Origin of the sequence: Ornithinibacillus salinisoli (genome assembly GCF_042684965.1) — a bacterium.
Classification (GTDB): domain Bacteria; phylum Bacillota; class Bacilli; order Bacillales; family Amphibacillaceae; genus Ornithinibacillus; species Ornithinibacillus salinisoli.
The window spans coordinates 23593-44248 of the sequence record NZ_JBHUMI010000017.1; the positions used below are offsets into that span (position 1 = coordinate 23593).

Below are 20656 nucleotides of genomic sequence, written 5' to 3' on the forward strand. Positions count from 1 at the left end.
TCTACTATTAAATTTTACGATTTTTACTATACTAGAATAATAGTGATAATGCAAGTATTAATTAGAAATTAGGAGTATAACAGAATATTATCAATTTAACTAATTTTATCTACTATAGGAACCGACACGATATTTTTGACTTTCTTCTTCCATTTTGGTTGCGACATTCTCTGTCAAGTTTTTGGTCATTTTGGGAACCATTGTTTTTAACACTTTATTAATCATAGGTCCCATCATGCCTTTTGCAGTGATATTTAAATTACTAGTCATATTTGTTTCTTTATCATTAAGTGATTCAGCTTCAAAATAACCATTTCCCTTTACGTTTTCATTAATTCCCGTTAATACGAAAGTTACCTTTGAAGGTGCTTTCCATTCCGTAATATCGACCTGTAAGTGGACTGTTTTTTGCATGATACCTATGTCACCTATAAACTTCCAAGTAGATTGTTTTTCATTGATTATTTCGTGATTCATATACCCTGGAACAAGTGGTGCCCATTTGTCCATATCACTAACGAAATCCCACACCCTCCATATTGGAATTTCAAGTGTCATTCGATGCTTTCCATTTGGCATATGTAAACCTCCTTCAGTCTGCTTAACAGTATATTAAGAAAGGAACAATCATATGATTAAAAAGTTTATTAGACAAGCAGGGAATTTTACTTCGTGAGTCGAAATAAATACAATAGATAAAAAGGGGGAATTTAACGTGACAAATGTAGCAAAAATTATTTTTACCCATGACAAAATGATACAAGCAAATGAACAAGTAAGAAATTTTGTAGAAAATACGCCATCATCGTATGTCACAACAATTTTAGCTGAAGAGTTAGTTGTTGTTATGAAGGAAAACGATAGCGCATCCTATGAAGATATGAGGATGACAGCTGGATCCATAGCAAGAGAACTAGGAAAAAGAAATATAGATACAGCATCGATCGAGATGAAACAGCTGACGAGTACTTTTTCCAATTTAGAGGCGGAATCAGTTGTCACAGCATTTGTTGAGGGATGGAATTTAGGTACATATACATTTCAAAAATACAAAACCGATGCAAAGAATTTATCAACTACATTACAAGTAACGGATCAAGAAGCACATTCTTCTTTCGTACAAACTGGGGTACATCGTGCAGAAGCAATTGCCTTTTCAAGAGACCTTATGAATGAGATTCCAAGTACATTAAATCCAAAGTCTTTTCCAGAGATTCTAACGAATGAATTTAAGGATACGAGTGTAGAGGTTAATGTGTTAGATAAAACGGCGATTGAAGAAATGGAAATGAACGGAGTACTTACCGTTTGTCGAGGTAGTAAATATGATCCAGCATTTGTGGAACTTACCTATCGTGGTGATGAATCGAAGCCATTAGTTGCACTTGTCGGAAAAGGAGTCACTTTTGATACAGGTGGAATCAGTTTAAAAAAGGGGAAAGATATTAGTAGTATGCGCATGGATATGGGAGGTGCTGCTGCTGTTTCTGGTGCAATGAAATTATTAGCTTCTTCATCAGCAAAGGTCAATGTCGTTGCATTAATTCCAATTGTTGAAAATATGCCAGATGCAAATGCAGTACTACCTGGAGAAGTCATTCATTACAAGAACGGATCAACTGTTCAGGTGGGCAACACTGACGCAGAAGGTCGTCTGATTTTAGCAGACGGATTAATCCGTGCTGGTGAAAAAGGAGCAGAATATGTGGTTGATATAGCCACGTTAACTGGTTCTATTTGGAATGCACTTGGAACAAAACTGGCAGGTGTGTTTGGAGATGAAGCGCTTGCCTTTAAAATGAAAGAGATAGGGGATACAAATGGTGATTATAACTGGCCAATGCCTTTAGTAGATGCATATGATGACTACCTAAATAGTGACTTTGCTGATTTTAGTAATACGAGTTCAAAGACAGAAGCTGGTTCGATTACTGCCAGTCTCTTCCTTCGACGCTTTGTACCAGAAGCTTGTAAATGGCTTCATGTGGATATGGCAGGAGTAATGATGAGTCAAGAAAAAGGATATTACTCAAAAGCAGCTACTGGATTTGGTGCTAGATTGCTAGCTGATTTTACTGAGCATGTTTCCAGTTAATTGCATTATATTAAACAAGATGGGACATTAATAAACTTCCCACTCTAAAGACTGATGATTAAACGGTAGGATGTTTAGAATGTACCACACTATTGAATTAGACTACCAAAGTAAATCTACGCAAAAGTTATGGCGCAGTCTAATATGATTAACAACAAGGTTTACGAAAAAAGTCTAAAAGAAAAATCCTAACTAATTCGAATCCGACTAATAGAATTCTTAATCATAGTTAGGGTTTTTCTTTGACTACAGACTCTTGCTCCAGTCTCTTGGTTTTACATAGTTATATTGTCACGGGTAGAGTAAATGAATGCGCATGTCGAAATTTGTTGAACGATTATGCATTTTTTTATTTTATATGAAAAAATTGTTGATTTTTTCAATTTTTATTGGAATATGTTGTGAAAATCGGAGTTTTTGATCAGTTTGTTTGTCGAATGCAGTAGTAAATTTGAAAAATACCGAATAGAATTATGGAAATAAAAATGGTTAAATAGACTTAGCATATGACAGAGAGGGGAGAGAGTCATGGGTGAGTCGGAAAAAATGGCAATAGCAGAACTCAGGCAAAAGGTAGAGCAGCACGAGAAAACAATTGTCCAATTGTTAGAAATCATAGCTGCAACAAACTGTCGCATTGCTGAGCTTTCTACAAATCGCTCCATTTCATCAAATTTTATTAAGAATCCATGATACGACAACATCTTTCTATCTTCTATGCTTTCTAAAATCCTCTTTTAGCCCCAAAGTCAGGAATAGCCTATCCTCAGGTTATTCCAACGCCCTAAGATCTAAGGAAGCCAATGTTTATCCTCGGCTTCCTAGTGTTAGGACTTCTTATATGATTATAGTTCTGCTAGCATTTCTTCTATCGCATGAGCAACACCGTTCTCACTGTTTCGTTTCGTAGTATGTGTGCATTGTTCTTTTATTACTTCATCTGCATTTCCCATAGCAACTCCACGACCAGCCATTGTTAGCATACTTAAATCATTGTAATTATCCCCAAGTGCCATGACATCTTTCATGTCTATTTGTAATGTTTCAGCAAATAGAGATAAAGCAATCCCTTTTTGTGCTTGAGGGTCATTGAATTCTAAATTAATACTACCTGATGATGTAATTTTTACATTTGAATCTGCTTCAAATTGTAGGCGAGCTTTTTGAAGTAATTCTTCATCAAGTGAAAAAGCTAGTAATTTATATAATTGAATTGTTTCATCTTTAAAAAGTTCATCATAATCTTTGATAAATTGTACATCTTCATCTTGGAATCGTTGGTCCACTGCAATTTCAAGTTCTTCTTTAGATATGTCTGGATGTGCAGTGATCATAATATCCATGATTACGGTTTTAAAATCGTCTCGACTAAGGGAGAAAATCCCTTTACTTGTAAATAGTTCAAAATACATATTTTCTTTTTGACAAAAGAATTGAATTTCTTTGCACGTAGATCGATCCATAGGAATATCCCGTAATAATTTTTTATCTTCAGTATATGTATTGGCACCGTTTAAAGATATGATGGGTAATGATAATCCAACTTCTTGGAGTGGCTTATTTGCTGCATCATAGGTTCTTCCAGTTGCTACAACAACTTGTACACCCTGCTTCAGAGCCTTTCGTATAGCTTGTGCATTCTCTATACTAATGTTCCCTTTATCATTTAATAAAGTGCCGTCTAAATCGGTCGCTATTAGTTTCATGTTATTTCTCTCCTGACTGCTACTTTTGATACTATTACTGTACCATAAGTGGAAGTAGGAGTCTTGTTAAGAAATTGTAAAAGACTTGTATATTATGAATAAGTCTTTTTTGTCTTCCACAAGTTATACTGTTCCATTTGTTCGTGATACTTGGTCAGATTGTGCAGCATTGATCATGAGGAAGATAGCAGAGAGGGTATGCATTATCATACCAACGATAGGAATCCAACCAATACAAGATGTAATAATTCCTAAAATACTACCAGTTGTTTTCCCACCGTCCTGTCTTGTTAACACTAAAGTTATGATATGGAGTATTAACATGACAAACAGTGGCGTCCAGTAAAGACTTAGGATAAATGTTCCTCCAATAATGGGAATTGCTAGAAAGGCCTCTAATCCTCCGGTTACCCATTTCATTATTCGTGATGTGGACATAATTCTCCTCCAATCCTTATACAGATATATTTATATAGTATGCGTTCTTGAACTATTTACTACTTTAATATTTTCCTCTCTTTCTGAATATTAATAGTACAAACCTAGGTTAGGACGTGTTTCCATGAATACAAAAGGTAAAAGTAATCAAATTGTGATATTATTCATCATGGTAATTGTGGTAGCGCTAGCTATCTTCCTATTTTTCACCTTATTTAAATCCTCTGAAAGAAATGCTATAGACACCGTACGAACATTTTATGAATATGAAAAGAATGGTTCATTCGCAGAATCGTGGGAAATGTTTCATCCATTCATGAAAGAAAAATTTGATAAGGGGCATTATTTACAGGATCGTGCGCATGTTTTCATGAATCACTTTGAGGTTACCACGTTTGCATATTCTCTTGAAGATGCAGAGAAGGTTACAAACTGGGAAATGGAAGAAAATAGTGAAGTCATATATGAAGCCTATAAGGTACCCGTTTTACAGGAGTATAAGGGTAAATATGGAAATTTCACCATCATACAGGATGTTTACGCTACAGAGGTAGAGGGAGAATGGGTAATTTTGTGGGATTATCGTAAATAATAAGATTGTGCATAGATAAAAAAACAAACGTTGCTAATAAAATGTAGTAACGTTTGTCATGGCATTATGTTAATTTTTAGTTTTATTATTTATTTTTGTTATTGCTCTTTCAGCGAGTTGTATGATCGTCATATCATCCATTGGTGGATTATGAAGTCCAGCTCGGACGTCGCGATAATATCGTTGTAAGGGGTTTTGCTCAGAAAGACTCCGTGCTCCTACAATGCGCATTGCTAAATCCACTACTTGAATAGCATGGTTGACTACGGATAATTTAACAGCCCCTAGTTCTGTTTTCATTGATTGTCGAACTGTATGGTTACTATTATCCCACTTTTTAGCTACTCCATAAAGTAAATAATCATTTTGCATTGTTAGTAGCTCCATCTCACCAATCTTTTGTTTTATGTTTGGTAAGTCTGCGATAGTACCTTGTATGCTATTTGGTGAATAGGATGATGCAAAATTTATTGCATATTCTTGTGCTGCTTTTGCGATTCCGTTGTAGCAGGCTGGAATGTGCAATAACCATCCAGTCGCTGCCTGATTTCCAGGTGAAATCATTTCGACAAGGTCATTTTCTGCTACTGAAACATTTTGAAGGACTAGGTCATGACTGCCAGTTGCTTTCATGGCAATGGAATCCCATGTTTCTTCTATTGTTACACCATCAAGGTCGCGCCTCACTAAAAAGTTCCCTACATCTTCTGTTCCTTCAATACTAGCTCGGACGAGAATATAATCAAGCACAGGTGCCAAGGTTGTAAATGTTTTTCTACCATTAAGCACCCATTTAGTTGCTACTTTTTTTGCGGTGGTTTCTGGTTTTCCACCTCTTGTTGGGCTTCCTGTAGCTGGTTCTGTAGCTGCACTATTGAGGAGCGCACCAGTTTGCAAGACATCGTTGGCAAAAGCTTGATACTTTGCTTCATTCCAAATGCTATTTTCACCAATATGCTTCGTAATTCCCATATGCCATCCAATTGCAAGTGCTGTAGATCCATCAGCTTGAGCAATGGTTTCTTGCAATCGTAAGAATTCAACTAAAGATATCCCAACTCCTCCAAATTTTCTAGGGATGGTTAGGGCAGGATAACCAATTTCTTTTAATTCATTATAATTTTCAAAAGGAAAAGTTCCTTCCTTATCGTGCTTGTATGCTCGCTCAGCAAATGGTTTAACTTTTTCAGTCAAGGCTTGAATTCGTTCATCAGTTGTTTTTAATTCTTGTAATTTCACAATTTCATCCCCTTAAATCTGATTCAATTGATCGGAATTATATCATATATTATTTCACGCACGATAAAAAAGTTCAATGAAGGAGCATATTTCAGCGTGATTACTATAAAAAATAGGAAAATAACCTCTTAAAATGTATTTTTTAGTTGCGTAAGATGGTAGTAACACGTAATAAATAGATTTTGAAGGGATGAAGGGAGAGGAGTAGTGTGAGCCAAAAGATTGCTGTATTGTTTCTTCATGGTGCAGGTACACCAGATGAGGATTTTGCAGATGATTTAATTGAACGAATTTCCCAAAACGTTGCAAAAAAGCTTTCCGTGAAAAATCTGAAGGATCATTTTGTTTTCGAAACGGTATTTTGGTCATCCATTTTTGAGCCAGAGCAGGCGGAGTTGTGGGATCGATTGCAAACAAGTGCCGAACTAGATTTTCCTCGAACAAGACGTTTTGTATTGGAATTTCTAGCAGATGCAGTAGCATATCAGCCCACAATGCTCGGAAATCAAAATTATGATAGAGTTCATACATTAGTAGCTGAAGCGATTCAGCGATTAAGAAAAAAGGCGGGGGAAGAAGCGCCATTGTGTGTTATAAGTCACAGCCTAGGGACGGTTATCGCAAGTAATTACTTTTATGATTTACAATTTAAGCGGGAAAACATCGGTGCCATAACAAAATATCAAACACATAACAATCCGATAGAACAGTGTCATACGTTAACATTATTTTACACACTAGGAAGTCCAATGGCGATGTGGTCATTACGCTATATTGATTTTGGTTCTCCGATCAATGTTCCTTCACCAGCAATGGCGATGCTTTATCCTGAGATAGAAGGGGAATGGTTAAATTTTTACGACAAAGATGATGTATTAGCTTTCCCATTAAAAGGAATTAATGAATCCTACGATCAGGCTGTGACAGAGGATATAGCTGTTAACGCTGGAGGACTGTTGACGAGTTGGAACCCTTTATCCCATTTAAAATATGAATCAGATAAGGAGGTTATTAAGCGAATTTCAAAAGGTTTAATAAACACATGGAAAAAGATAAATAATTCGTTCATTGAATCATAGATTCGTATCCATCTGTCCATTTGGGCAGTTTTTTTTTGCTTGTTTTTCGTTGATAGTACGGCCAAGTAGATTATCGTGATACAAAAGCGGTAGTTTCATTTTCCTGTAGGATAAGTAAAGTACCAACAGCATTACATCACACGAAGAAAAAGTCTTCGTGTTTTTCCTGTTTTCTTTTTTTATGAAATTGCAGGACATAGTTATGTACATGTAGAAATATATTATAATGAAAATTCATTAAATTAAGATTTGTATACGCTTTCAATATTTTATAGTATTCAAATCTTATCGTAGAGGAGGGGATTAACTAGAAAGGTTCTTTACTCTTTTTGTCTATAAAAATATGGAAAGGAGTTGTGAAAAATGGAATTCGGTATTTTTTCTTTGCTTCCTCCACTATTGGCAATCGTATTAGCTCTAGTAACACGTAATGTTATTCCAGCTTTGTTTGCTGGCGTCTGGTTGGGAGCAACGATGGTTCATGGAATGAATCCATTAATGGGTATCTATGCTAGTTTTAGTGAATTTATCTTGCCGAACCTAGGGGATGAATGGAGTGCAACCGTATTACTTTATTGTGGTTTATTTGGTGTACTTGTTGCTGTTTTACAAAAAACAGGTGGAGCACACGCTATTGCAAATGCGATTTCCAAGCGAGTAAAAACAGACCGAGGTGCACAAGGATCAACGATGTTATTCGGTATCATTATTTTCTTTGAGGACTATTTTAATGCTTTGACAGTAGGAAGTGTTATGCGTTCTGTAACAGATAAGATGCGAGTGTCGCGAGAAAAACTCGCATACATTGTCGATTCTACTTCTGCTCCAATGTGTTTACTTGCTCCTGTTTCTACATGGGTCGTATTTGTCATGGGATTAATTGGAGCACAATTCGCCACATTAGGTATTTCAAGGTCTGAGTATATGACTTATTTAGGTACAATCCCATTTAACTTTTATTCCATCCTTGCCCTTTTACTTGTGGCAATTGTTATTTATAAACGCTGGGATTATGGTCCAATGGCTCGCGCCGAGCATCGAGCAAGAACAGAAGGTAAATTGTTACGTGATGGTGCAGAACCACCATCTGATGATTCGTTGACAGATGTAGAAATGGTGGAAGGACATACACCTAAAATGCGTAACTTGATTGTACCACTAGTTGTATTAATCGGACTAATCCCACCGCTATTATTATGGACAGGTGGATTCCCAGAAAATGATTTAGTTACGGCAGTAGGGGAATCAAATGGTGGATTGTCTATTTTAATGGCTGCTTTTGGTGCAGTGATTGTTGGTCTTGCAATGGGTATGCAGCAAAAACTATTTAACTTTAAAGAGTCTGTTAATCTTGTTGTAACAGGATTTAGAAGTATGATGCTTGTGTATATTATTCTAACGCTAGCTTGGTCAATTGGAAGTGTAACGTCTGAACTTGGAACAGCAGACTTTATTGTGAATTTAGCTGAGCAAACAACAGCACCGGCCATTATTCCAGTTTTATTGTTTATTGTAGCTGGTATTGTTGCATATACGACAGGTACATCCTATGGTACATTTGCGATAATGGTTCCAATAGCAATGCCGCTTGCCGAGTCGATGGACATTTCGATGTTTTTAGCTATTGCAGCGGTATTGAGTGGGGGGATTTTTGGGGACCACTGTTCTCCAATTTCTGATACTACCATTCTTTCTTCTGCTGGTGCATCTAGTGATCATATTGACCATGTTAATACACAGATGCCTTTTGCGATTACTGCAGGAATTAGTGGTATTGCATCATTCTTAATTGCTGGAATAACAGGTTCTTCAATCGTTGCACTTCTTGTAGGTGTAATTGTACTCGTTTTACTAGCTTATCTATTTAATAAAAAGTGGGGAAATATAAATGCTGAAGAAATAAAAGCTTCAGCGTAATTTAAAAGAAGTAACTACTCACGAGGTAGTTACTTCTTTCAAAATTACTTCTCTTCTCAAGGAGGGGTGCTCAAAAAAAGTTTAGTATGTTCCCTATATTTGAGTCTTTGCCGTCATTTTCGTGTACTGAATGTCTCCGCCTATGATTGTTTGTTCAACTTCTGTTTGCAGTAGTTCATCAGCATCTTCCATCATAAATGGATCTTTCGAGTAAACAGTCATATCGGCTAATTTTCCTCTAGAAATGGTACCTTTTATAGTTTCTTCATTTGTTGGGTAGGCAGCTAATTCTGTAAATAAACGAAATGCTTCATACATGGATAATTTCTCACTTGGGTTCCAACCATGATGTGTTTGCCCTGGAGCTTTTCTCGTTACTGCTGCGTGAATTCCTAATAGCGGGTCTGCTGGTTCAACTGGCGAATCAGATCCTCCTGCACAAATAACTCCAGCGTCCATTAGTGATTTCCATGCATAGGATAATGGGATACGGTTTTTGCCAAGACGTTCTTGCACCCAAGGAAAATCACCTACTAAAAAGCGTGGCTGAATGTCTGCTATTCTACTTGGATTTGCTAATCTCTTTATTAGATCTTTTGTTAGTACCTGTGTATGAATCAAACGATCTCGGTGTGCTACAGTAGGAAACTGATCGAGAATATCAAGCACATTTTTTAAAGCTTGGTCACCAATTGTATGAACAGCAATCGGCATCGATAAGTCACGGGATTTTTTAATTAGAGTGAATAAGGTTTCTTGATCGTACATTGCTTCACCATAATTTCCCGGATCATCCGCGTATTCCTCTGAGAGTAATGCAGTTCTTCTACCAAATGCACCATCAGCAAATATTTTCACCGCACCAATCTTCAATGTTTCATTCCCATAACCTGCATACATTCCTGCATCTCGTAAATCCTCTAAGAATTCGTGATTGATTAATAGATTGGAACGCAGTCCAAGACCTTCCTCGTTCAATAATTCATGATAGATTTGATAGGTTTGATGAAGTCCACCCAAGTGGAGTGGGTCATTCGTATGGACACTTGTTAATCCTTGCTGGATCGAAAATTGAATTGCTTGGCGCATAGCACTTTTTAAATCAGTGTATGATTTTTCAGGTATATGCTGTTTGAAAATTTCTGCGGCGGATTCAAGAACTAGTCCTGTTGGTTGTTTTGTTACTTCATCAAGTACAATGGATCCACCTTCTGGGATCGTCATGGTTGGATGATAATTGCTCACCCTTAACGCGCTGCTATTAATGACATTTGCATGGCTACAGATTCTGGAAATTAATAATGGGTTATTCGGTGCCACATGATCAAGTTCGTGAATGGTAGGAATTGTCCCGTCTGTAAATAAATTTTCATCCCAGCCGAATCCCAATAACCATTCATTCGGATTGAGGGTTTTTGCTTTGGCTTGGACTTTCTCTAGCATTTCAATTTTGGAGCGTACTCCCGTTAAATCTAAGTTAATAAATTTGTCTGCAATCATTGAAAGGTGAAGGTGGCTGTCCACCAATCCAGGGGTAACCGTTTTACCTTCTAATGAAATCACTTCACTTGTTGGAGAATCCCAGTGAAGTAACATATCTTTTGTTGATCCCATGTCAATAAAGCGTCCGTTTTCGATAACGACAGCTTCGACATTTGGTTTGGTAAAATCAAATGTGTAGATATTTCCGTTGGTATAAATTTTTCTCATGGTGTACCTCTCCTTGTATATTAACGTTGTACAAAAGAGAGAAAAACTGAATGAAGGGGAAAGGAGATATGAGTGAGGTACTTAATTATCTTAAGTCCAAAACTACAATGATAGAAATCAACCAATCATTGTTTCACATTATACGTTATTCTCCGTTTCGATCAGTAGTTCTCCATGCACATTGCTTGCATGACAGTATGTCTCTTTTTCAGGGACATCCCAGCAATAATAAAATTGACTTTCATTATGCTTCGGCAACAAATCCTTTCGTTAACCATCATCGTTGTCATCCTCCAGTTAAATACTTATATATGCTGCACCTCTACCTCACCGATCTGATAAGGTCTTCTATGAAATTGTGTATATCTTATCAAAATAAAATGAATTGTACAAGAAAATATTTTAATAACAGCTTTATAACGAAAATCTGTTATTAAAAGACTGTTGTTTGATTCAAGAAATGAATATTGATGAGGGATTTATAAGACTGCTTCATTACATAGGGTTGCTTCAGAGTAAAGTGCCATTCGGTCGATCATAGCAGTGATGAAAGCCCGAATGAAGATAATAAAGTGCCATTTGTTCGTTCATAGCAGTGATGAAAGCCCGAATGAAGATAATTAAGTGTCATTCGGTCGATCATAGCAGTGATGAAAGCCTGAATGAAGATAATACAGTACCATTCGGTCGTTCATAGCAGTGATGAAAGCCCGAATAGAGAGAATAAAGTGTCATTCGGTCGCTCATAACAATGATGAAACTCCAAATGGAGAAGAGAAATAATAAATGGTTCACGTTGTAGTTACTTCGCATTTTACATCAAAACGAGAATAATCAATACGAAAGAGCTTAACGAAAAATATATACCTAGGTATACATTACAAGGCATGAATGCTGTGATACGCTTTTTTGTACAGAAAAGGATCACGGATTGTTAACTAGATCAGCATGCTAGATAACTTTCTTTACTATGAAACTTCAATATACATGGAGGGAATATGAATGGATCAAAAATTATCCGTTGAAAAAAGTGGGCAAATTATTCTTCCGGATCATGAATTATATGAGGTGAAAAGAAAGGTTTGGAATGGTGCTGTCGATCGTAGGCCAGCTGTGATTTTTGAGTGTAAATCTGAAGCTGACGTAGTATCAGCTGTAAAATACGCAAACGATCAAAACTTAACAATTTCCATCCGTGGCGGTGGACATCATGTTGCAGGAACTGCAGTTTGTGATAATGGAGTTATGATTGATCTGTCAAATATGAAGGAAGTACATGTAGAGGAATATCGTCGGGTTGCTATAGTTGAAGGTGGAGCAACTCTGGCTGATATAGACTGTGAAACGCAAAAGTATGGTTTAGCAACACCGACTGGAACCGTATCTAAAACAGGTGTAGCTGGTTTAGCATTAGGCGGAGGATTTGGTTATTTGCGTGGGAAATATGGATTAACATGTGACAATATTGTAGGTGTTCGTATGGTAACAGCAGAAGGTGAAATTATATCTGTTAATGAAACAGAACACGAAGACTTATTTTGGGCCATTCGTGGTGGTGGAGGGAATTTTGGTATCGTCACTAGCTTTGAGCTACAGCTTCATGAAGTAGGTCCCAATGTATTAGCAATAGATGTCTTGTACGACTATAAGGATGTAGAACAGGTTTTACAAAAGATACAAACGTACATGAAGACTGCACCAGATGAAATTTCAATTAATGTAGCAATTGTCCAATTACCACCAGAACCTTTTTTACCTGACCATCTTCATCATAAACGTGTCGTTACCGTCTCAGGTATATATATAGGTGAATTAAATCGGATGATCGAAGAGGAAATCATTGAGCCGTTGGTGACATTGGCTGAGCCGATCATAGACAATACAGGTATAGTGCCATATGTTGAGGTACAAAAGAAGCTTGATCCGATGGTTCCGGATGGTGTACCTGTCGATGGAACCTCGTTATTCTTAAAGGAATTAACGGATGAAACCATACAAATCCTATTAGAAGAAATAAACAATGCAGAGCTTCCGATGGTCATGGTACAGTTATGGGCATTACATGGTCAGATGAACCGTGTTTCTTCGGATGATACTGCTTTTGCTATCAGAGATGCCGGATATTTACTAATTATCGATGGCGAGATTCCTAAGGATAATCCTAGTAGTTGTTCTAACTGGATGACCTCGGTTTATGAAAGAATATTACCTTTTTCACATCATGGTTCTGCTTATCTAAACGGTGTAAAGGTGGATAAGGATATAACAAAGAAAACATACCGAACTAATTATGAAAAACTAAGCATCATCAAAGGTAAGTATGATCCAAGAAATATGTTCTGCCATAATCATAATATTGAACCGAATGAGTGAAATTATCCCGCATGTAATAGGCAGAAGGCTTCCCACTTTAAGACTTGGAGGTCAAGCAAAGAAGGATAAGAGAGGGAGCAACTGCCCGTAAATGTCCGATTCATTCAATGGCCTTTAGGGCATACCCTTGCGTTACTAACATTCAGTGGGGGACAAAGAACCTCACTGAATGAAGTTTCACTTTATCTACATTCTGTTGAACTAATTTTTATTTTTCATCATATAGATTAGTGATGAAGCAGTTTGTGATGAATGTATATTTTATAAGGAGGTGTTTAACGTATGACAGAAGAAAATATGGAGTCTACAGAAGAAAACGTAACGGAAGTGGAGTCCGAAGATGTGAAAAATAATAAAGGTTTAGCGATATTAGCATACATTGGATTCCTATTCATCGTTCCTCTTCTTGCTGCAAAAGAATCAAAATTTGCTATGTATCACACGAATCAAGGGCTTATTTTATTTATTATTGGAGTCGCTGTGTATATTGTTGGAAGCATCATTCCGGTAATTGGCTGGTTTTTAATTTTACCGGTGGGAAGTGTACTATGGTTAATTTGGGCAATTATAGGTATTATCAATGCGGCGAATGGAAAAGAAAAACCTTTGCCTTGGATTGGTAATATGTCGATTATTAAGTAATAAAGACACGAGATAGGAATGGGCCTTCCTATCTTGTGTCTTAGCTAGACAAGTTCCATGATCTGTTTGATTAATTGTGTACGATTTTTTACGTTAGCTTTTTTAAGGATTCTACTGATATGTTTTTTTACAGTTACTTCAGCTAAATATAAACTATTTGCAATGTCTCTATTATTTTTGTCTTCAAGCAACAGTTCTACTATATCTTTTTCTCGATCTGTAAGTGCTAGCGTTTCAGCTATTAAATCTATTTTGACATCATTTGTAGAATGAGTTAAAAATTGCTTTAAATAATCTGCTAACTTAGAACCACGAACATCAAGCATATAGGTAGGAGAAGGCATATCATCACCAAAGTCATATGATGTAGCTCCAGGGACTTCTTGAAAGCCTACGTATGTTAAAATGTCTTGAAAAAAATGAATGGATGATGAAGTTATAATCTTCCCATCAAGTAATAATAATGGAATTAAATTGTATAATAAAAAGGATTGTGCCGATATATTAGCCGGATCAATGTAATCAATATGTCTGATATACCAACCAGCATTATTTTCTTCTGTAACGTTAAATGTTTCTAATTCTTCGATCGATAGTTGATCAAAATAGTTTTTCGAAATAGGCTCAGTTGCTAAGTATTTCAACGTTTTATTGTTAATTGGAACGATAATAGTTAATCCAATCGTTTCTCCAAACTCGTTCTTTAATAGACGTGTTGTATTATAGCCCACCTTTTTAATATATTCTGGCCCAAGCAATTCATTTTCTTTTTTATTATGTTGTATGGAAGCATAAAATTGGTATGTTTTATTATGTGAACGATTGTAGAATTCTGCTTCACTTTCGGCGATATGTTTTCTTTTATAATCAAAGAATGCTTCAACTTCATGGAAGTTATATTCTTCGACAGGTTCTAAGTACATGGAGTTTTCTATGTACTCCTGAAAAAGTACAGATTGTATAAAATCATTTCTTAGATGATAAAAAAACTGAGCCAGATCATGTGGCGATCGGCTTTCAATGGTTCGGTTATAGTAATATGCAACAATCCGTTCTGAAATAGATTGATAATAAACTGGATTTCGATGCTTTAAGTCCAACTGAATGGCATCCCGAATTAAATCATGCATTGACCATCCATGCTGATTTGCGCGGATAAACGAAAATGACGTAAGGTCACTAAACGTTTTAACAGATATTTCTTGTTCAAGAACTACCGATAAACTCGCTTGATCGAAATTATGGAAAAGTGCTGCAATATAGATTAGACGGTGTACTTCCTCATCATTCACTTCTTTTAACCATCTTTCGGTCAATTCTAATAGTATATGTGATGTATTTTGATTCAGATCTTCTAATCCATTATCCATATTTGTCAGTGTAGTTAATGAGAGTGTCAGCGGATGGCCTTCTGAAAACTTCCAAATGGTGTGTATTAGTTGATCATCTTTAATGTTAAACCTATTTAAATAGGTTCGTGATTGTTCAAAGTTAAATTCTGTTAACTCTGTTTGTTTTGTTACCTGACTCCAGGTAGATGATGTAATCCATTCGTTTTTCAATTTACCTCTGCCTGCCATCACAATAAATACATCCTTTGGTAAATTCCGAACAAATACTTGTCGAAACCATCGATCTAAATCATCCATCTGTTCATAGGTATCAATAGCTAGTATAATACGTTTTTTAGTAGCAATTTTCCCTAAGAGTTGTAAACATGTTTCTACGGAATAGGATGGAATCGTATTATAATTTGTACTGATTGTAAACTCTATTATTTGAAGAAGATGTTCAGCAAATCCTGCTGGTGTATGATTAAATTCCTGACTATCAAGTTGTAAAAACAGAACGTTTTTTTCTTTAGCGATACGATGATATGCATTTAATAAAAATGATTTTCCCACTCCTCCAGTACCATAATGATGGAGGACTTTCAGTGTTGGAGATTCCTCCGTGATCCACTCTTGAAATAGTTTTCGTTCCTTATGTCTGCCAATAAAGAAATCTTCCTCTACTTTTTCAATAAAATCACTTGTTTTGCTGGCATACTCCGAAATATCATCATTGGTGTTGAAAGCCATTCTATTCCCCCTTGGATAATTTTTAGAACAATCTAACTATTTTTTATAGTAAAGTAGCGGAATGAACATGTCAATAAGGCTCGTAATAGCTTCACTATCAAAGGTTAACTATTTATCGTTTGTTTATGCTAAGATAAACTTATCAGAATTTACAAACGATAAAGGGGGAGGTAGGTTTTGAATCAAGCGGAAGCTGTTCAGCATGTATCAAAACAAAAGAAAAAAAGAAATTGGAAAAAGATTAGTCTTATTATAGGTGGGAGTGTTCTCATTGTTTGTATTACAGTACTCATTTTTGTAAACGTATTCATGAATAAATCACTTCCACAAATAGAAGGAACGATAACACTACCAATGCTGGAAGAAGAGGTAGTCGTTCTAACTGATGATAGTGGTATACCACATATCAAGGCACAAAATGATCATGATTTATTTGTCGTTCAAGGTTATTTACAGGCCCAAAACCGAATATTTCAAATGGAGCTATCACGTAGACAGGCATCGGGAACACTTAGTGAAGTAGTTGGTGAAGCGGTAATTGATCAAGACAAGTATTTTCGAACGTTAGGATTAAGACGAGCTGCGGAGAAGTCATATGAGATATATTCAGATGAAGGAAAGGAAGTTCTAAGTTGGTTTGCGGAAGGAGTAAATGCGTATATTGACGAAGCAAAAGATAATAACAGTTTACCAGTTGAATTTTTACTGATGGGATCGGAGCCGGAACCATGGTCACCGATTGACTCTTTAACTATTGGAAAATTTATGGCTTTTGATCTCGGTGGTAATTGGGAACGTCAGGCATTTAACTATTATGTATTAAACCAATTTAAACAAGAGAAAGCGTATGAACTATTCCCACATTATCCTAATAATAAGCCAACAATTATGGAAGGGGAAGAAATAGATATTGCGTCCAGCTTTGAGAATGCGGTTATCCCACATGCTTTTAATGGAAGTAATAACTGGGTAGTAAGTGGGGAAAAAGCAGAATCAGGGTTACCGCTTTTAGCTGATGATCCTCATCTAGGTTTAGCAACTCCATCCATTTGGCTACAAATGCATTTGGAGTCTGAAGCAGTAAATGTAAGTGGTGTTATTTTTGCAGGTGTTCCTGGGATTATTCTTGGTCACAACGAACATATTGCTTGGGGAGTAACGAATACTGGGCCTGATGTGCAGCAATTATATATAGAGAAGCGAAATCCAGATAACGACAATGAGTATTTGTATGAAGAGGATTGGGAAGAAGCAACTGTAATAGAAGAGCCGATCCATGTAAAAGATGGCGAGACTATTGACTATCACGTAACAGAAACGAGGCATGGACCAATTGTATCTGAGTTTGCGGAGGAAAGTGGGAAAGATACTGTTTTGTCACTACGATGGACTGCTTTAGACCCAACAACAGAACTAGAGGCAATATTGGAAATTAATCGTGCGACGAATTGGGAGGAGTTTGAAGAGGGATTAGAAAAATTCCTTGTTCCTGCCCAAAACTTTGTGTTTGCAGCTAATGATGGCACTATCGCTTATAAAGCCAATGGAAGAATACCTATTTATACGGATGGTGATGATGCCTTGTTGCCATTACCAGGTTGGAATGCAGAGCATGAATGGCAAGGGTTTATCCCATATGATGAATTACCAACATTAGTGAATCCTGAAAAAGGTTATATTGCTACTGCGAATAATAAAGTAGTTGGTGATGATTACCCTTACCATATCAGTAATGTTTGGGCACAGCCATATCGATATGAGAGAATAGCGGAAGTATTGGAGGCAGGCGAAGATCTGACTGTTCAGGATATGCAAGCATTACAAATGGATATAACAAATTTACAAGCTCGTGAGTTTGTTCCTATTTTTATCGAAAACTTAAAAGGTGTAAAACTGAATGAAGATGGCGAGATAGCTTTATCTTTACTTGAGAAATGGGATTATACAGATGATGTCAACTACCCTGAGCCATTAATATTCCATCATTGGATAGATGAAATGGAAGCCATACTATATCATGATGAGATTCCTGAAAGCGTCATGGGGCTTTTTGGTAGTCGTGGTCAAACCACGGACGAACTACTACGAAAGGCAGCAAGTGGTGAAGAGTCCATTTGGATAACAGAAAATGGTGGGTTGGAGACCGTATTGAAAAGTTCTCTTGAAAATACGATTGCCAAGCTTACGGAAGTATATGGAGATGATCTAACAGCATGGAAGTGGGGAGATTATCATACGGTACAATTTGATCACCCACTGTCAGCAGTCCATCCAGTACTTACATACTTATTTAATAATGAAGATCCTATGCCAGTAGGAGGGAGTGCAGTAACACCAATGGCTGCAGCTTATCATTCCGAAACTGGAGAAGTAAACCACGGAGCCTCCTGGCGTTTTGTGATTGATACAAATGATATGAACGCAGGGTATCACATCGTGGGTCCTGGTCAAGAAGGACATTTTAAAAGTGAATGGTATGATGATCAGATAGATGATTGGGTCAATGGCACTTACCATTTAACTGATTTAAATACAGAAGTAGGAAAGACATTAACTTTCTTACCAGAGTAAAGGTATAGAATATCGGATCTATCAAAACATAAGATAGAACAGATGTAATCTGTTCACAATTCCCACGAGGAGTGATCGGTTATGGCAAGGAACAATAATAAATTGTTAGTGCCAGGTGCAAAAGGTGCAATGGACCATATGAAAGAGGAAATTGCAAATGAATTTGGTGTTCAGCCAGGAGCTGACACAACTGCACGTGAAAACGGATCTGTAGGTGGGGAAATGGTCAAACGCATGGTTCAAATGGCCGAATCTAGTATGCGAAATGGGGAAAAGTAGCATACCAAAAAGAAGCCTCTCAGGGGGCTTCTTTTTGTTTGTGTCGTTTATGAATGAAATCAACTGCATAGTTCCTCCATTTGGAAAACGTGCATATTTTACCATAATCATCTATAAATTGCCGTTTTTTATTATTCGAGTAATTATTTATTGAGAATACTTATAAATAATACAAATATAGCTGTTATTGATATACATAGTCCATTTGTATCACTATGTCATCATTGCTAACATTAATATGTTGGAGTTTTTTCTACTAGACCAACAGGGGGTGATACAGATGGTGAAATTTTTTAATTACTTAAGTAGCAACTATGATCAAGTTCTAGGTTATACAATTGAACATATCCAACTAGTAGGGCTAGCAATCATAATCGCAATATTAATTGGTGTCCCACTTGGTATCTATTTAACTACAAATCAAGCATTGGCAGAAACAGTTCTTCAAATTACTTCGATTATCATGACTATCCCAAGTATTGCCTTATTCGGCATAATGATTCCGGTATTATCTGTAATAGGTCAAGGCATTGGTTTTTTACCCGCATTAATTGCTCTTGTTTTATATTCCCAACTCCCAATTATCCGAAATACCTATACTGCAATTAATGATGTTGATCCTAATATTCGTGATGCAGCAAAAGGTATTGGAATGACAACCTTTCAACGATTGATGCGGGTAGAAATTCCTAACTCGATGCCACTAATAATGGCTGGTATTCGTACGGCAACCGTATTAAATATTGGTATTGGTGCAATTGCTGCTTTTATTGGTTCTGGTGGACTCGGTGTTTTAATCAATCAAGGAATATCACGGTCCAATAGTACGATGGTTTTAGCAGGTGCCGTTGTCGTATCTATATTAGCTATCATTGCTGATTTCTTATTGAAATTCTTGCAAAACAAATTTACTCCTAAAGGAATTAAAAGTTAACGATGAGGTGAAAATGTGATCCAATTTCAAAATGTATCGAAAATATATAATGGGAATGTTCAAGCATTACGTGATGTAACGTTTGATGTAGAAGATGGTGAGGTCGTTATCCTACTTGGACCCTCTGGGTGTGGTAAGACAACATTACTTCGTATGGTCAATCAACTAGAAAGCATTACTTCTGGTGATATTATCTTAAATGATCAAAAGGTTCAGGAGATGAATCAAATCAACATGCGTCGAAATATTGGGTATGTCATTCAGAGTAATGGATTATTTCCTAATATGACTATTGAGAAAAATGTCATGATTGTACCTGATTTACTTGGTTGGGATAGAAGGAAACAACAAGATCGCTTTAACTATTTAATGGAATTAATAGGTCTCAATCCAGATGAATACCGAAAGCGATATCCACATGAACTATCTGGAGGTCAACAACAACGTATTGGTGTTGCGAGAGCATTAGCAGCAGATCCACCTGTTATGCTAATGGACGAGCCGTTTGGGGCACTTGATCCAATTATGCGGATAAGATTACAAGAAGAATTCTTACAAATACAAAAAGAGGTCAAAAAGACCATTTTATTTGTCAGTCATGATATTGATGAAGCAGTAAAAATGGGGGATAAGATTGCGTTACTTCGTGATGGTCAAATCATGCAATACGATCGCCCTTCCGAGATATTAAACCATCCTAAAAATGAATTTGTTAATGAATTTGTTGGAAGAGATCGTGTATTAAAAAGTATGAGTTTATATTCAATAAAAGAATTGGCAAATGCACTGGCGTTAGAGGGGATCTCTCAATCTAGTGAAGCAAAAACAATTCAAGAAGAAACATCTCTTCGAATTGCTATATCTATGCTGTTAAATCAAGAAGCGGAACAGTTAATCGTCATAGATAAGGAGAACAATCAAAAAGGAAGTATCACACTCAGTCTGATTGATAAGTTTCTTCAGTTAGAGGTCAGAGGAACTACTGTTTCATAGGAAAGGA

The 20656-nt window shown here is 36.6% G+C and carries 17 protein-coding genes and 1 riboswitch; of the genes, 11 read left to right on the forward strand and 6 right to left on the reverse strand.

What is annotated here, in order from left to right; translation table 11 throughout:
• Positions 1 to 105 precede the first annotated feature (105 nt).
• On the reverse strand, positions 106 to 579 hold the full coding sequence (locus tag ACFSTA_RS14145; RefSeq protein WP_377557412.1) for a CoxG family protein: 474 nt from the start codon (positions 577 to 579) through the stop codon (positions 106 to 108).
• A 136-nt stretch (positions 580 to 715) separates the two neighbouring features.
• On the opposite strand from ACFSTA_RS14145, the gene ACFSTA_RS14150 reads away from it, so the two are divergent.
• Both ACFSTA_RS14150 and ACFSTA_RS14155 read left to right on the forward strand, forming a co-directional pair.
• A complete protein-coding gene (locus tag ACFSTA_RS14150) occupies positions 716 to 2095 on the forward strand; it encodes a leucyl aminopeptidase family protein (RefSeq protein WP_377557413.1) in 1380 nt (459 codons plus the stop codon).
• Positions 2096 to 2623: 528 nt separating this feature from the next.
• Complete coding sequence (locus ACFSTA_RS14155) at positions 2624 to 2788, forward strand: hypothetical protein (RefSeq protein WP_377557414.1); 165 nt, start codon at positions 2624 to 2626, stop codon at positions 2786 to 2788.
• Between the two features lie 152 nt (positions 2789 to 2940).
• Here the strand turns inward: ACFSTA_RS14155 and ACFSTA_RS14160 are convergent, their stop codons facing one another.
• Together ACFSTA_RS14160 and ACFSTA_RS14165 are read right to left on the reverse strand one after the other, a co-directional pair.
• Positions 2941 to 3801, reverse strand: coding sequence for a Cof-type HAD-IIB family hydrolase (locus ACFSTA_RS14160; RefSeq protein WP_377557415.1), 861 nt, complete (start codon positions 3799 to 3801; stop codon positions 2941 to 2943).
• Positions 3802 to 3924: 123 nt separating this feature from the next.
• Positions 3925 to 4239 carry a hypothetical protein gene (locus ACFSTA_RS14165; RefSeq protein ID WP_377557417.1) on the reverse strand — a complete coding sequence of 105 codons (315 nt, stop codon included), beginning with the start codon at positions 4237 to 4239 and terminating at the stop codon, positions 3925 to 3927.
• 124 nt (positions 4240 to 4363) lie between these two features.
• Between ACFSTA_RS14165 and ACFSTA_RS14170 the strand changes: the two genes are divergently transcribed.
• Positions 4364 to 4831: a hypothetical protein gene (locus ACFSTA_RS14170; protein WP_377557418.1), complete on the forward strand. Its 468-nt coding sequence runs from the start codon at positions 4364 to 4366 to the stop codon at positions 4829 to 4831.
• 69 nt (positions 4832 to 4900) lie between these two features.
• Here ACFSTA_RS14170 and ACFSTA_RS14175 read toward each other — a convergent pair whose 3' ends face one another.
• Positions 4901 to 6070 (reverse strand): acyl-CoA dehydrogenase family protein, encoded by a 1170-nt coding sequence (locus tag ACFSTA_RS14175; RefSeq protein ID WP_377557419.1) that lies wholly within the window; start codon positions 6068 to 6070, stop codon positions 4901 to 4903.
• A 209-nt stretch (positions 6071 to 6279) separates the two neighbouring features.
• On the opposite strand from ACFSTA_RS14175, the gene ACFSTA_RS14180 reads away from it, so the two are divergent.
• Both ACFSTA_RS14180 and ACFSTA_RS14185 read left to right on the forward strand, forming a co-directional pair.
• Positions 6280 to 7149 carry a chemotaxis protein gene (locus ACFSTA_RS14180; protein ID WP_377557420.1) on the forward strand — a complete coding sequence of 290 codons (870 nt, stop codon included), beginning with the start codon at positions 6280 to 6282 and terminating at the stop codon, positions 7147 to 7149.
• Positions 7150 to 7512: 363 nt separating this feature from the next.
• Positions 7513 to 9066 carry a Na+/H+ antiporter NhaC family protein gene (locus ACFSTA_RS14185; RefSeq protein WP_377557421.1) on the forward strand — a complete coding sequence of 518 codons (1554 nt, stop codon included), beginning with the start codon at positions 7513 to 7515 and terminating at the stop codon, positions 9064 to 9066.
• A 93-nt stretch (positions 9067 to 9159) separates the two neighbouring features.
• On the opposite strand, the gene ACFSTA_RS14190 is transcribed toward ACFSTA_RS14185, so the two are convergent.
• Complete coding sequence (locus ACFSTA_RS14190; protein WP_377557423.1) at positions 9160 to 10776, reverse strand: amidohydrolase; 1617 nt, start codon at positions 10774 to 10776, stop codon at positions 9160 to 9162.
• A gap of 157 nt (positions 10777 to 10933) precedes the next feature.
• Positions 10934 to 11109, reverse strand: a riboswitch (Lysine riboswitch).
• Between the two features lie 669 nt (positions 11110 to 11778).
• On the opposite strand from ACFSTA_RS14190, the gene ACFSTA_RS14195 reads away from it, so the two are divergent.
• Positions 11779 to 13149: an FAD-binding oxidoreductase gene (locus ACFSTA_RS14195; protein WP_377557425.1), complete on the forward strand. Its 1371-nt coding sequence runs from the start codon at positions 11779 to 11781 to the stop codon at positions 13147 to 13149.
• Positions 13150 to 13431: 282 nt separating this feature from the next.
• Complete coding sequence (locus ACFSTA_RS14200; RefSeq protein WP_377557426.1) at positions 13432 to 13791, forward strand: DUF4870 domain-containing protein; 360 nt, start codon at positions 13432 to 13434, stop codon at positions 13789 to 13791.
• Positions 13792 to 13835: 44 nt separating this feature from the next.
• Here the strand turns inward: ACFSTA_RS14200 and ACFSTA_RS14205 are convergent, their stop codons facing one another.
• On the reverse strand, positions 13836 to 15872 hold the full coding sequence (locus ACFSTA_RS14205) for a LuxR C-terminal-related transcriptional regulator (RefSeq protein ID WP_377557427.1): 2037 nt from the start codon (positions 15870 to 15872) through the stop codon (positions 13836 to 13838).
• A gap of 177 nt (positions 15873 to 16049) precedes the next feature.
• On the opposite strand from ACFSTA_RS14205, the gene ACFSTA_RS14210 reads away from it, so the two are divergent.
• The 4 genes from ACFSTA_RS14210 to ACFSTA_RS14225 all read left to right on the forward strand — a co-directional run bounded on the left by ACFSTA_RS14210 (position 16050) and on the right by ACFSTA_RS14225 (position 20649).
• Positions 16050 to 18443, forward strand: a complete 2394-nt coding sequence (locus ACFSTA_RS14210; protein ID WP_377557428.1) for a penicillin acylase family protein — start codon at positions 16050 to 16052, stop codon at positions 18441 to 18443.
• Positions 18444 to 18524: 81 nt separating this feature from the next.
• Positions 18525 to 18722 (forward strand): small, acid-soluble spore protein, alpha/beta type, encoded by a 198-nt coding sequence (locus ACFSTA_RS14215; protein WP_377557429.1) that lies wholly within the window; start codon positions 18525 to 18527, stop codon positions 18720 to 18722.
• Positions 18723 to 19002: 280 nt separating this feature from the next.
• Positions 19003 to 19656: an ABC transporter permease gene (locus ACFSTA_RS14220; protein WP_449290220.1), complete on the forward strand. Its 654-nt coding sequence runs from the start codon at positions 19003 to 19005 to the stop codon at positions 19654 to 19656.
• A 15-nt stretch (positions 19657 to 19671) separates the two neighbouring features.
• Positions 19672 to 20649 (forward strand): ABC transporter ATP-binding protein, encoded by a 978-nt coding sequence (locus tag ACFSTA_RS14225; RefSeq protein WP_377557430.1) that lies wholly within the window; start codon positions 19672 to 19674, stop codon positions 20647 to 20649.
• The last annotated feature ends 7 nt before the right edge of the window (positions 20650 to 20656 follow it).